The organism is Arsenicicoccus cauae, assembly GCF_043162025.1.
Taxonomy (GTDB): Bacteria; Actinomycetota; Actinomycetes; order Actinomycetales; family Dermatophilaceae; genus Arsenicicoccus; species Arsenicicoccus cauae.
On sequence record NZ_CP171001.1, the window covers coordinates 1703068 to 1715917 of the forward strand.

General features: G+C 69.6%; 8 protein-coding genes. 2 read left to right on the plus strand and 6 right to left on the minus strand.

What is annotated here, in order from left to right:
* Window positions 1-1227 (minus strand): TIGR04053 family radical SAM/SPASM domain-containing protein, encoded by a 1227-nt coding sequence (locus ACF3NS_RS08025; RefSeq protein WP_392465382.1) that lies wholly within the window; start codon window positions 1225-1227, stop codon window positions 1-3.
* Window positions 1224-2663, minus strand: coding sequence for a protoporphyrinogen oxidase (hemG, locus tag ACF3NS_RS08030; RefSeq protein WP_392465383.1), 1440 nt, complete (start codon window positions 2661-2663; stop codon window positions 1224-1226). Before hemG ends, ACF3NS_RS08025 begins: the two co-directional genes overlap by 4 nt.
* 99 nt (window positions 2664-2762) lie before the next feature.
* Here hemG and ACF3NS_RS08035 point away from each other — a divergent pair, with 99 nt between their 5' ends.
* A complete protein-coding gene (locus ACF3NS_RS08035; protein ID WP_392465385.1) occupies window positions 2763-3704 on the plus strand; it encodes a phosphatase PAP2 family protein in 942 nt (313 codons plus the stop codon).
* Between the two features lie 116 nt (window positions 3705-3820).
* Here ACF3NS_RS08035 and ACF3NS_RS08040 read toward each other — a convergent pair whose 3' ends face one another.
* Window positions 3821-6562: a lamin tail domain-containing protein gene (locus ACF3NS_RS08040; RefSeq protein ID WP_392465386.1), complete on the minus strand. Its 2742-nt coding sequence runs from the start codon at window positions 6560-6562 to the stop codon at window positions 3821-3823.
* Between the two features lie 1581 nt (window positions 6563-8143).
* Window positions 8144-9411, minus strand: a protein-coding gene (locus tag ACF3NS_RS08045) for an IS3 family transposase (RefSeq protein WP_392465388.1) whose coding sequence is annotated in 2 segments (ribosomal slippage) — window positions 8144-9060 and window positions 9060-9411 — 1269 coding nt in all. Because the reading frame shifts where the segments join, the coding sequence is not laid out codon by codon here.
* Window positions 9412-9458: 47 nt separating this feature from the next.
* Here ACF3NS_RS08045 and ACF3NS_RS08050 point away from each other — a divergent pair.
* Window positions 9459-9809, plus strand: coding sequence for a hypothetical protein (locus ACF3NS_RS08050; protein ID WP_392465390.1), 351 nt, complete (start codon window positions 9459-9461; stop codon window positions 9807-9809).
* 15 nt (window positions 9810-9824) lie between these two features.
* Here the strand turns inward: ACF3NS_RS08050 and ACF3NS_RS08055 are convergent, their stop codons facing one another.
* Window positions 9825-11036, minus strand: a complete 1212-nt coding sequence (locus tag ACF3NS_RS08055) for an IS256 family transposase (RefSeq protein WP_392469100.1) — start codon at window positions 11034-11036, stop codon at window positions 9825-9827.
* A gap of 309 nt (window positions 11037-11345) precedes the next feature.
* Entirely contained in the window at window positions 11346-12737 is a 1392-nt protein-coding gene (locus tag ACF3NS_RS08060; protein ID WP_392465392.1) for a PLP-dependent aminotransferase family protein, read from the minus strand.
* Between the last annotated feature and the right edge of the window lie 113 nt (window positions 12738-12850).

Here is a 12850-nt window from a genome sequence, read left to right on the forward strand (position 1 = left end):
TCAGTGGGCGTGCGCGCGCATCCGGGCTGCCGCGGGCGCCTCGGAGAGCAGCGGCCCGTCGGGCGAGACCGACGCGGGCAGGTAGGCGCACGTGGGGTCGGAGGCAAGCGGGTCCCCGGTGACGGCATACGCGTGGGAGCGCGACCCGCCGCACACCTCGCGGAACTCGCACACCCCGCACTTGCCGACGAACTGCTGCGGGGTCCGCAGCGACCGCATGATCGGCGACTCGCGATAGATCTGCGGCAGGGGGGTCTCGCGGACGTTGCCGGCGCGGTGGGGGAGGAAGCCCGACGGGTAGACCCACCCCTGGTGGTCGATGAACACGAAGCCGCGACCCGAGTTGACGTCGATCGGTGGCCGGGCGGGGCGCTCGCGCACCTCGCGGTCGCCGAGCAGCTCGGCCGTGGCGAGCGTGAGCCGGCGGTAGAGCTCGCCCCGCGCCCCGAGGTCCGCGCCGTCCCGCTCGGCCGCGAGGCGCTGCAGCACGACGCGGCGGTAGTGCGGCGCCTCGGTGGTCTTGATGCCGATGAAGCGAGAGACGTCGACGAGCCAGTGCAGCACGTCCTCGACCTCGTCGGCCGTGAGGGCCTCCAGCTGCTGCCCGCGCCCGGTGGGGACGAGGAAGAACACGCTCCACAGCTTGGCGCCGAGGTCGAGGACGGTCGTGAGCAGCCGCGGCAGCTCCAGCACCGTCGAGCGGGTGACGGTCGAGTTGATCTGCAGCCGGAAGCCCGCATCGGTGACCATCCGCGCCGACTCCAGCGTCCGCTCGAAGGTGCCCTCGAAGCCGCGGAAGGCGTCATGCGTCGGAGCCTGCGCCCCGTCGAGCGAGAGGGACACCGCCTTGCCGCCGGCGTCGCGCAGCTCGGCCAGTCGCGCGGTGGTCAGGTTGGGGGTCGCCGAGGGCGACAGGGCCATGGACAGGCCGAGGGAGGTGCCGTATGCCGTGAGCTCGGCGAGGTCAGGGCGCTCGAAGGGGTCGCCGCCGGTGAGCACGACGAGGGGGTAGGGCTTGGGGAAGGACGCGATCTGCTCCAGCAGGGCACGGCCCTCGTCGAGGGTCAGCTCGAGGGGGTCGCGGCGGGTGATCGCGTCGGCGCGGCAGTGCAGGCACGCGAGCTGGCAGGCCCGGGTGACCTCCCAGATCGTGATGAAGGGCTTGTCCGCGACGTCGTGCCGCTGGTGGCGGACGGCCTTGGCGAGGTCGGGACCGGGGGAGCTCATCGCAGGGGCCTCTCGGTGAGGGTGGTGACCGCCTGCAGGGCGGAGGTGACGCAGCCGCTGATCCCCGCGCCGTCGTGGGAGGCGCCGGCGACGACGACGCCCGGCAGGTCACGGGCCAGGGCGGCGCGGGCCGTGGCCAGCCGCTGCTGGTGCCCGACGACGAGCTGGGGTGCCGTGTCGAGCCAGCGGTGCAGCCGCGTCTCGACGGGCTGCGCGTCCAGGCCGGTGAGCTCGCGCAGGTCGGCGAGCAGCAGCTCGATCAGCTCGGCGTCGGTGTGGTCGTCGACGATCGTCGAGCCGTCGCGGCCGGCGGACAGGCGCACGAGCGTGGTGTCGCCGCCGGACAGCTGGGGCCACTTGGAGGACAGGAAGGTCGCCGCCTTGAGGCGCAGCCCGAGCCGGCTCGGGATCATGATGCCGGTGCCGTCGGCGATGGGGCGGCACCGCTGCGCCGCGGCAGCGGGTAGCGCCACGAGCACCGAGGCCAGCGACGCGGACCGCACGCGGGCGAGCGGTGCGGCGGCGTCGGGGGAGGCGTCGGCCAGGACACGGGCGGCGACGGCGGCGTTGACTGCGAGGACCACGGCGTCGGCGTGGTGGTCCTCGCCGGAGGCGGTGGTCACGGCATACGACCCCTGCTCGGTTCGTCGCACGGAGGCGACGGGTGAGGACAGGCGCACGTCGACGTCCACGCCCTGGAGGAGGTGATCGGTGAGGGTGGACAGTCCCTGCGGCCAGGTCGCGAACATCGACGGCGCCACGCTCGGACCGGCCTTGCGCGTGCGCACCGACAGGGTGAGCGAGCGGCCGTCCCGCGCGACCGCCGCGAGCATGGGCGACGCCGCCTGCAGCGACAGCTGGTCGATGTCGCCGGAGTGCAGCCCACCCAGCATGGGGTCGACGAACGAGTCGGCGATCTCGTCGCCGAACCGCTCGCGCACGAAGCGCCCCACCGACATGTCACCCTCGACGCGGTGGCGACGCGCGACGAGCGGCTCGAGGGCGGCGCGGGCCAGCCCGGGGGCCGAGACGATCCCGGAGCGGACCACGGGCATCAGCTGGGTCGGTCCGGTGGGCCCCACGCCCTGCGGCAGGCGGCGCAGCCCGCGGCGGGTCGCGAGCCAGGTGGCGCCGGGGTTGGACCGGATCATCGAGTCCTCGAGACCGAGCTCGCGCACGAGGGCCGTGACGGCGGGGGACGCGAGGTGGACCGCCTCGGCCCCCAGCTCGCAGCGCCGCCCGGCGAAGTCCACGCTCCAGACCTGCCCCCCGACGCGGTCGCCGGCCTCGAGGACGGTCACGCGGGCGCCGGCTTGGGCGAGCCGGCGGGCGGCGAGCAGGCCGGTGACCCCCGCGCCGACGACGACGGCGCGGGCGGGGACGGAGCCCCCGGGGACGGAGCCCTCAGGGACGGAGGGCGTAGGGGCGTCGGGCATGAGATCAACCCTAACGAGCGCCTCCCCGGGGCGACGCGGCGGGCTTGGCCTTTGTCCCCGCATACGTCGTGTTTTTTGGTGCCAAGGCAAGATGGTCGTATGTCGTCGACCGAGACCGCGCCTCCCGCGCCGCCCGTGGCCCAGCTGCACGGGCACGCGCGTCGCTGGGCGCTCGCCGTGGCCGCCGCCGGACTCCTCGTCCTGCTCGTCACCGTCGCGTGGAACGTCTACGCCCCCTGGGGGCAGCGGCTCGACACCCGGGCCTTCGGCTCGATCGCCATCACCGAGACCTTCCGCCACCAGCACATCGGCACGGTCCTCGCGGCGGTCGAGGTGCGCGCCCTCGCCGCCGCGCTCGCCGTCTGCGTGGTCCTCGCGGCGTGGCGACGCCGGTTCGACCTGGCCCTGGGCGCCCTCGTCGTGGTGGTCGGCGCCAACCTCATGGCCTACCTCACCCGCACCCACCTCGTGCACCGGCCCGACTACGGGCTCGACCACCTCGGCCCGCTCAACTCCTCGCCGAGCGGTCACGCCGTCGCGTCCTGCTCCATCGCCATCGCCATCGTGCTGGTGACGCCGATGACGATCCGCCTGTGGGTCACCTTCTTCGCCGCGCTGTGGGCGAGCTGGGCCGCCCTCGGGGTCGTCGTCGTGCGGATGAACCGACCCGGAGACGTCGTCGCCGCGATCGCGCTCGTGGCCCTGTGGACGGGCGTCGGGGTCGGCGTCGCGGCCCTGGTCGCCGGTCGCCCCCACCAGCGCCGGATGCTGCGGGACTACCGCACGCAGGTCCGCGGGCTCGGGTGGCAGCGGACCCGGGAGACGCGCGTGTCCAACGCCCCCTACGGCCTGACCCTGCTGGTCCTGTCCGGGCTGTCGGCCGTCGTGGTGATGGGCGTGCTGCTCGTGTCGTGGGGGGTCGGCGTGCTGTCCAACCCCCTGGGCCTCGTCCTCGGCATCGGCTCGCTGCTGCTCATCGGCGGGCTCGTGGGTGGGCTCGTCGGCGCGACCTCGCGCGCCGTGGAGAAGTACCTGCGCTGAGCGTGCCCCGCGCTGGTGGGGCGGCCCCGAGGGGGACGACCGCCCTGTCTGTATGCCGCGCGCCCGGCCCCCTCGCGAGGGGGCCGGGCGCGCGGCATACGGCCTGGTGGGGCCGCTCAGCGAGCGGGGCCGTTCTTGGGCCGGACCGTCAGGGTCACGCTCGCGGGGTAGGTCTGGCGACCGGTCAGCGTCAGCGTGTGCGCGCCGACCGCCGTGCTGGTGGGCACGGTCCAGCGCAGCGTGCCGGCGCCGGTGGCGTCGACGGTGACCGTGCCGACGACCCGGTCGCCCCAGCGCACCGTGACAACGTCCCCGGGCTTCCAGCCGGCCAGGGTCAGGGTGACCTTCTGGCCGGGCTTGCGGACGGTCTCGTCCAGCGTGACCGTGCCGGGCTGGTAGAGGTGCAGCGCGGGGCGCACGCGCGCGACCTGCGGGTCGTGGTCGGAGGTCTGCACCGCGAACTCGGCGTTGATGTGCGCGACCTGCACGGACGTCGAGTCCTTGAGGTTGGCCGAGACGAGGACGTGGTCGAGGGTCTGGCTGATCCCGTTGAAGATGTAGGAGTAGCGCTCGTTCTCGGGCAGCGTCCACATGGTGTCGTGCAGCAGCGCCCCGTCGGCCGTGAGCGTCCGCATCGGCGCCGAGAACTGGTAGTCGTTGAAGTCGCCCCCGAGGATGACGTTGGCCTGCGGGTCGACGGCCTTGACCTGCTCGACGAACGCGCGCAGCGACTGCGCCTGCTGGGTCCGCTGCACCTCCGAGGCGCGGTTGGGCGGCTGGAAGCGCCCGTCGGCCGAGTCGTCGCCCCCCTTGGAGTTGAAGTGGTTGGCGACGACGATGACCTTGCGGCCGCGGTAGACGAACTCGCCGGCCAGCGGCTTGCGGGAGGCGTTCCAGGCCGGGTTGGTCGGGTCGACGCGACCGGGGCTGGCCGACAGGGCGGGGGTGTCCTCGAGGCCAGGGGTCGTGTCCTTGGTGACGGTGGTGGCGCTGGTCGCCGTGCCGCCCGGGCGCTCGACGAAGGTCACCCGCTCGGGGTTGTAGAGCAGGCCTACGCGGATGTTGCCGCCGGGCTGCCCGCCGTCGCGACCGTCCTCGGGGTCGATGACCGCGGCCTGGTATGCCGGACCGCCCGCCGCCCGGATCGCCGCGATCAGCTTGGCCTCGGTGGTGTCGGAGGAGGTGGTGCCGTCGCTGGTGGCGCCGCTGTCGTCCTGGATCTCCTCCACCGTGATGACGTCGGGGGAGCGCAGGTTGGTGACGACGGACTGGCCGAGCGCGGCGTACTTGGCGTCGGTGTCGGTGGGCTTGAGGTTCTCGACGTTGAAGGTCGCGACGGTGAGCTGGTCGTCGGCGGCGGGGGCCACGACGGTGCGCTGCAGGCCGTTGTCGGTGTGGGTGCCGAGGCGGGTCGCGGCGATGGTGTAGCCGCCATACGTGGACCAGTCGACCGGGCCGGTCGTCGCGCCGGTGAGGACGTCGCCGACGTTGGCGGCGGGGACCTTGCCGTCGACCGGCATGACGAGCATGCGTCCCGTGGGGGTGCGGTCGTAGTCCGCGATGTAGGTGCCGCCGCGCGGGGTGCGCAGCTCGTCCGGCTTGGTCTGCACGTAGATCTCGCCGTACTGCGGCTGACCGGGGCCGACGACGCGGGCGTCGCCGACGGTGACGAGCTCCCCCTCGTGGGACTCGTACCACTCGATGGCGGAGCGCCGGGGGTCCAGGGTGAGGTCCTCGACGTTGCCGCTCGGGGGCTTCGGGGCGTAGGTGTCGGGCAGGTCCGCCGGCAGGGTGAGGGCCTGGGGGAGGGCGTTGCCCCTGGAGAGGACGTTGACGACCGGCTGGGTGATCTCGGTCATCGACAGGTTGGGGGTGGTGGCGACCGTCTCGCCGCTGGACAGGGGGTAGTAGTCGGTGACCTGCCCGCTGACGAGGACCGCGTCGCCCTCCTTGACGGTGATGGGCGCCGAGGCGGTGTAGACGAAGACGCCGGTGGAGGCGTTGGCCTTGGCCGGGTCCTTGGTGGGCTGCTGGATCCAGAATCCCTTGGTGCGGCCCGCGGCGCGCACGCCCGTGACGACGCCGGGGACGTTGGTGACCGCCTGGCCCTTGAGCGGGGAGATGAAGCCGGGGCCCTGGATGTCCTGGATGGTCGTGCTGCCCGGGGTCGGCGTCGGGGTGGGGGTGGGGGTCGGCGTGGGCGTCGGGTCGGTGGGGCCGGTGCCGACGGTGACCTCGGCGGGGGTCGGCGCGCCGGACGTGTAGTCCTTGCTGTTGTCCCAGCCGCTCGCCGGCGCGGGGAGCGCGCGCGAGATGGAGGTGGCGTTGGTCGTGGCGGGGGCGGCGGCCACGACGTAGTCCGTCGCCGAGCCCCACCCGACGTAGTCCACGACGCCGGGGGCAGCGTCGCAGTCCGCTCCGCAGGCGAGGGCCGTGGCGGTGCTGACGAGGGCGATCCGGCCCGCGGTGCCGGACATCGCGATGGTGCCCTGGACGTCGGTGCGCGGCAGGGGGGCGGCGGCGGTGTTGGCACCCGGGGCCTCGGCCACCACATACGTGCTGCGCGCGGCGATGGTGCCGGTCAGGGCCGTGCGCTGCCAGGAGGTGCCGGTGGCGGAGGCGTACTGCACCGACCACCCGTCGAGGCTGACCGACTGGTCCGAGGAGTTGTAGAGCTCCACGAAGTCGTTGCGGTAGGGGGCGCCGGTGTTGCCGCCCCCGCCGAAGACCTCCGAGATCACGACGGGGCTGGCCTGGTCGACGGCCTGGGCCACGACCGGCCCGGCGGTGGCGGTGGCGGTGGTGGCGAGCAGGGCGACGGCGCTGATGCGGCTGACGGCGCGCAGGTGGATGCGCATGGTGGGGGCTCCTGGGCTGGGACGGGCGCGACGGTGGCGTCGCGGGGGGAGTGATCGAACGGTAACCCCGTGTGACCTCCCCTAGGGGGATCGGCAGGTGACCAAGCGGTGTCGCGCGGGTGAGCACTCGGAGTCGCCCGCTCATCCCGGTAGGCAGGTGTTGGTTTGCCACTTGACTTGTCAACCGTCTACTCGCGGCTGCCGGCGGTTGTGGCCCATTAGAGTGGACAAGGGGAACTAAGGCGTGCCACCCAGGTAGTCGTCAGGTTCAATCCTTCTGGGCCGGAAAACGATTTTCTCAAGGCCAATGCAAAGATTGTATGACGCAGGGCAGTTTCGGGCTCGATACTATTAGGAGCATGCGTGATGGGTGAAAGAGTGCGAGAGCTTAGGCTGGAGTGGTGCATGCGGGGAGATTCGATAATAGTGTTCCTACAGCGATGGAATCAGTGGGCGAATGCCGCATGCCGTGCAGCGAGCATCGTCTGGATATCGGTGGATGACGGTCCTCGCATAAAGTCAGAAGACGCGTGGTCTGAGTCGTTGAGGTCATGCTCTGAGAACACAATCGTAGACTTATCTACTCGTTTGGGAGAAGGGGGTTTTGTAACAGTCCTCCCTAGTCAATACATGGTCATTCGACTCGAGGTTGCGGAAATCGATCAATGGTCCGATAGTCAATTTCAGCTATACCGCGAAGCGTTGCGCGCCTCCACGTCTTGGGCGCCGATCCTGTTTGCCTACGCATATATCGTTGAGGGCGTAATCGTGAAGAATGGAAAAGCGTACTATGATGGACGCAGTGAGTGGGTCCCGAATCCCGCACAGCGGGGGGTCTTTTATGGCTTACCAGCTGCCCCTCCTTGGCTTACTTGGTATGGCCCAAGTTATGCGCCACTCATTGATCCTCCCCGCGGAGCCGTGGTGGAAGAATTGTCTGGCGGTTTGTGGGTCGCACTATCTCCGAACCCCATGTCGCGTCGTGAAATCGTGGCATCGTTTGGCGTCCATAATCCCGATTTTCGGGCTGTGGAGTATTACGACCATCCCCAAGACGTAGGCCCTAGTCAGCGGCCCGCAACGAAGGCGCCCGACGGCGTTGTCTTAGGACTGGTCTAAAAGGGTTTACGATGTCAGAGGGTGAGGCGGCCGAGCTCAGTGCTGGCTCAGATGTAAGGAAGGTCGTAGCGTTGTACGCGGTCTATCAGGGCACTCGCCTTCGGCCAGGGGGACAGTGAGGTTTTCTCACCAGAGGCGTGTGTTTGAGGTCGGTACGAGGCTGTGACCTGGGAGGACGGCGTGTCGGATAGGACCAGGTGGTGCCTGGTGGTCAGGCTCGGTTTCACTCCTGTCCCCGCGCCTGAACCGAGCCCCGCGTGCTGTCCTATCGTGCCACCCTGCCCGTCCCGTTGTTCGTCGTGCGTCGCGTGTCGGCGTGGCTGCAGGCCCACCGCCGGGCCCATGACAAGCGGCCGTGGCAGCGGGCCGCGACGTGCTGGACCCAAGCCGTCCTGGTCCTGCGCTGGTTGATCGACGCCACCGGCGGGGGCCTTGCCCCCGGATCTTGGACACGGGGTGTGATTACGCAGCTGTCGGCAGCGTAGCGGTGAAGTCGGTCTCGTAGGCGACCGGTGAGGTGTAGCGGCACCAGGAGTGGCGTCGCTTGGTGTTGTAGCGGGTGAGCCACTTGAAGACCTGCCGGCGGCAGGCCAGCTCGTCGGTCCAGCAGGCGGCTTCTTGGAGGATCTCGCGCTTCAGCGTGGCGTTGAACGACTCCGCGAGTGCGTTGTCGGCCGACGACCCGACGGCACCCATGGACTGGGTGACGCCGAGCTTCCGGCACAGCTTCGCGTAGGCCTTCGAGCAGTAGACCGACCCATGGTCGCTGTGAAACACCGCGCCCTTGAGGCTGCCCCGTGTCGCGGCAGCTGCCCTCAGGGCGTCTTCGACCAGCTCGGTGCGCATGTGGTCGGCGATCGCCCAGCCCGCGAGCCGCCGGGAGTAGCAGTCGATGACGGTGGCCAGGTAGAGGTTCGTCCCGTCTGCCAACGGCAGATAGGTGATGTCGCCGACGTAGCGCCGGTTCGGCGCGTCGGCGGTGAAGTCCCGTTTGAGCAGGTCGGGGTACTTGTGTCCCGACGGCTCGGGGATCGTGGTCCGCACCCGACGCTTCTTCACATAGCCGCAGATGCCCTCGGCCCGCATCACCCGGGCGACGCGCTTGTGGTTCACCCGCTCACCGCCGGCGGGGGCGTTGTCGTTCAGCTCGGCGGTGATCCGCGGCGCACCCTGGGTGTTGTCCTCGGCGTGAATGGTCCGGATCCGTTGCGCGAGATCCGCATCGGCCTGGGCACGCGCCCGGCGTGCCGGGGCTGCTTGGAGCCAGGCGTAGAACGATGAGCGCGTCACCTCGACGAGCTCGCACAGTCGCTTCACCTCGAAGGTGGCGGAGTTGTCGGCGACGAACTGGAAGCGACTCACCAGCGCGTCTCCCCGGCGAAATACTTGGCCGCCCGCTGGAGGATCTCCCGCTCGGTGGTCAGCTTGGTGGTCTCGACCTCGAGCTCGTTCACCCTTGCCTCGAGCCGGGCGATCTTCTGCTCCGGCGTCTCACCCTCGGGCGCAGACCGGCTCGTCGTCGTGGTCGTCTTGGACTGCAATGGGCTGGAGGTCAACGTCCCATCGACGGCGGTCTTCTTGCCGGTCCCGTAGACCTCGAGCCAGTGCCGCAGCGTGCCGCGCACGATGCCGAGGTCCTCGGCGATGCCGCGGACCGTGGCGCCTGGGGTGGACTCGTACAAGTCGACGGCCTGACGACGGAACTCCTCGGAGTAGTTCTTCCTGGCCATGATTCCTGGATCATCTCGCTTCCCCAGCACCAGGTGCTGGATTCAGCGTGTCCAAGAACCGGGGTCAGGCCCCCGTGCACCGACTCGCGCGTGGTCACGGCCTGTCCCAGGCCACCGCGTACTGGTACCTGCACGAAGCCATCACCGTCGTCGCCGACCACGCACCGACCCTCGAGGACGTCCTGGCCGTCCAGCTCGACACGGGCGCACCGTTCGTGTGCCTGGACGGCACCCTCATCCACACCACCCGCTGCTCCGCCCGTTCCACCAGCGGCGACGGCGCCGTCAAGGGGTACGACGCCTGGTACTCGGGCAAGCACCACGCCCACGGCGGCAACGTCCAGGTCCTCACTGAGTGTGCCAGTCTGAAGTGGGGGACTGTCCGGCTAACGGTGTAAGTGGCGTTTGCATGGTCAGCGGTCCTCCGCCGCGGGCATGCGGTCGGCGAAGGTGATGGCGAACGCGTTCAGTGCTGGCTTCCACCTAGTGACCCATCTTCTCTGTCCGGTGCCCTTGGGGTCCAGTGATCGGGTGACCAGGTAGAGCGTCTTCATCGCGGACTGCTCGTTCGGGAAGTGCCCACGGGCTCGGACCGCGCGCCGGTAGCGGGCGTTGAGCGACTCGATCGCGTTGGTCGAGCACAGGACCTTGCGGATCTCCTCGTCGTAGTCCAGGAACGGGATGAACTCCTCCCACGCGTTGTCCCACAACTTCTTGATCGCCGGGTAGGGCGTGCCCCACTTCTCGGCGAACTCCTCGTACCGTGCCCGGGCCGCCTCGGGGCTGGGGGCGGTGTAGATCGGCTTCATGTCGCGGGCGATCTGGTCCCAGTACTTCCTGCTGGCGTACCGGAAGGTGTTGCGGATCAGGTGGATGATGCAGGTCTGCACGATGGCCTGGGGGAAGGCCGCGTTCACGCTGTCCGGCAGACCCTTGAGGCCGTCGCAGACGATGAAGAAGACGTCCTTGACGCCGCGGTTGCGCAGCTCGGTCAGCACCGCGAGCCAGTACTTGGCCGACTCCCCGTCACCGTCACCGGCCCACATGCCCAGGATGTCCTTGTGCCCGTCCAGGTCGACCCCGATCGCGGCGTAGAACGGGCGGTTGCGGACCTGACCGTCGCGGACCTTGACCATGATCGCGTCGATGAAGATCGCGGCGTAGACCTTCTCCAGGGGTCTGGCCCACCAGGACTGCATCTCCTCGATCACCCGGTCGGTGATCCGCGAGATCACGTCCTTGGACACCGACGCGCCGTACACCTCGGCCAGGTGCGCGGAGATCTCCCCGGTGGTCAGACCCTTGGCGTACAGGGACAGGACTAGGTCGTCCAGGTCGGACAGGCGCCGCTGCCGCTTCTTGACCAGCTGGGGTTCGAACGTGCCGTCCCGGTCCCGGGGCACGGTGATCTGCACCGGTCCGCAGTTGTCGGTCAGGACCGTCTTGGTCCGGGTGCCGTTGCGGGAGTTGCCCCGGTTACGGCCCTCGACGGCGTGCTTGTCATAGCCCAGGTGCTCGGACAGCTCCTCATCCAGCGCGGTCTCGATGACCGTCTTCGTCAACGCCTTCAGCAGCCCGTCCGGGCCGGTCAGCGCCATGCCGGCGTCCTTGGCCTGGAGCACCATCTGTTTGATCACGGCCAGCTCGGCCGGCGTCAGCTCCCGCTCCGGACCCGCGTCCGGGATCGGCCCGAACGCCTCCCCGGGCGGTGGACCGCCCGGATCGCCCGGGTCCTGGCTCTTCTTCGGTGAAGGTGGACTCACAGCCACCAGTGTCTCGGTCATGACGACCCTCCTGCCCCAACCGGGGCGCTAGGGCCACTTACACCGTTAACGCGATAGACCCCCAAGCCCAGCACGAGGTGGAGCCGTCAAGCCAGTAAGTCCCCGGACTCGCCGGGGCGGTTCATGTGCGCGGAGCCGGCACCGATGTGGTCAGCGGTTGCTGTTGAGGCGTTGCAGTGCTTGATCGAGTTGTTCTGGAGGGTGCCATACGGGCAGGCGGAGCATGGTGGTGTGTCCATTGTGGGCGGAGAAGGCGTGTCCTGGGGTGAGTCGGACATGGTGGCTGGCGGCGTGGGCTGCGAGGGCGGCGGTGTCGGTGTGGGTGTTGACCCATAGGCCGGAGCCTCCGTCGATGGGTTCCCAGGTCCAGTCGGGGCGCCACGTGGTGAGCACGTCGGTGGTGTTGGTCAGGGCTTCGCGCAGCATGTCGATGCGTTGGGTGCGGGCTTGGGTGGTGTGGGTGAGCAGGCGGCAGGCGATGAGTTGGTCGCTGATCGAGGTGCCCAGGTCGAGTGACTTTCGTAGCTCGACGAGTGTGGTGATGCGCAGCCGGGAGGCTCGAATCCATCCGATGCGCAGTCCGCCCCAGAACAGTTTTGACAGGCTGCCGATCGTGATGAGCAGGTCGGGGTCCATGGCTTGGGCCAAAGGGGCGGTTGTGGTGGGCTGCCAGGCCAGGTCTGCCATGGAGTGGTCGTCGATGATGACCAGGCCGTGGCGGTTTGCGGTCTCGGCGATTGCTTGTCGTGTGGCGGGGCTGGTGGTGTGCCCGGTGGGGTTGTGGATGCTGGTCTGGACGTAGGCGAGGGCGGGGTGTCGACCGGCGGCGTGGTCGAGGTGGTTGATGTCGATGCCGTGTCGTAGGCGGCGGATCCCGCGAATGCGGGCGCCGCGTCCTCGAAGGATGGTCAGGGCTCCGCGGTAGGTGGGTTCCTCGACCAGGGCCAGGTCGCCAGTGCCGGCAAGGGCGCTGAGCGTGATCAGCGCGGCTTGCTGTGCTCCGGAGGTGATCATGATCTCCTCGCTGCTGGTGGGCATCCCGTCGCGGGTGAGGCGGTCGGCGAGGGCTTGGCGCAGTGGGGGGATGCCGGCGGGGAAGTATCCGTCGGTGGCGAGGTAGCTGTGCGACATGCCCGAACCGGTGTGGGACAGCACCTCCACAGCTGTGGGAGATGCTGGCAGGGCGCCACTGGACAGGTCGATGACATGACCGGGGGCGCGGGTGAAGGACAACGGCCGTCCGCTGGCGTGTCCCATCGAGTAGCCCCTGGTGGGGGTCACCCGGGTTCCTGAGCCCTGTCGGGCGACGGTGCGGTGATCAGCGGTGAGGGTGTCATAGGCGGTGGTGACCACGCCGCGTGAGACGCCCAGCGCGTGGGCGAGGCTTCGCTGGGGTGGGAGGCCGGCCCCCGGGGGCAGAGCGCCCACATCGATGAGTTCGGCGAGTGCTGCGGTCAGTTGGGTAGCGAGGCTACCGGCGCCGTCACTCCAGGTGCCGAGCATCCCGGCCAGTTCCAAGGCCGGTACGCGCCAGTCGGACATGTGTCCAGTGTTGCCTGCGCCGGTGTTGAAGGGCCAATAGGGCCTGATTGGCCCTTCGCGTGGGCTGGGTGGTTTGCCTAGCGTGGCGGGCAGACATCAAGCACAAAGGAGTG

Coding starts and splice junctions, on each gene's coding strand:
- ACF3NS_RS08025 (WP_392465382.1), bottom strand. CDS start 1,227: ATGAGCTCCCCCGGTCCCGACCTCGCCAAGGCCGTCCGCCACCAGCGG.
- hemG (WP_392465383.1), bottom strand. CDS start 2,663: ATGCCCGACGCCCCTACGCCCTCCGTCCCTGAGGGCTCCGTCCCCGGG.
- ACF3NS_RS08035 (WP_392465385.1), top strand. CDS start 2,763: ATGTCGTCGACCGAGACCGCGCCTCCCGCGCCGCCCGTGGCCCAGCTG.
- ACF3NS_RS08040 (WP_392465386.1), bottom strand. CDS start 6,562: ATGCGCATCCACCTGCGCGCCGTCAGCCGCATCAGCGCCGTCGCCCTG.
- ACF3NS_RS08055 (WP_392469100.1), bottom strand. CDS start 11,036: ATGGTGCTCCAGGCCAAGGACGCCGGCATGGCGCTGACCGGCCCGGAC.
- ACF3NS_RS08060 (WP_392465392.1), bottom strand. CDS start 12,737: ATGTCCGACTGGCGCGTACCGGCCTTGGAACTGGCCGGGATGCTCGGC.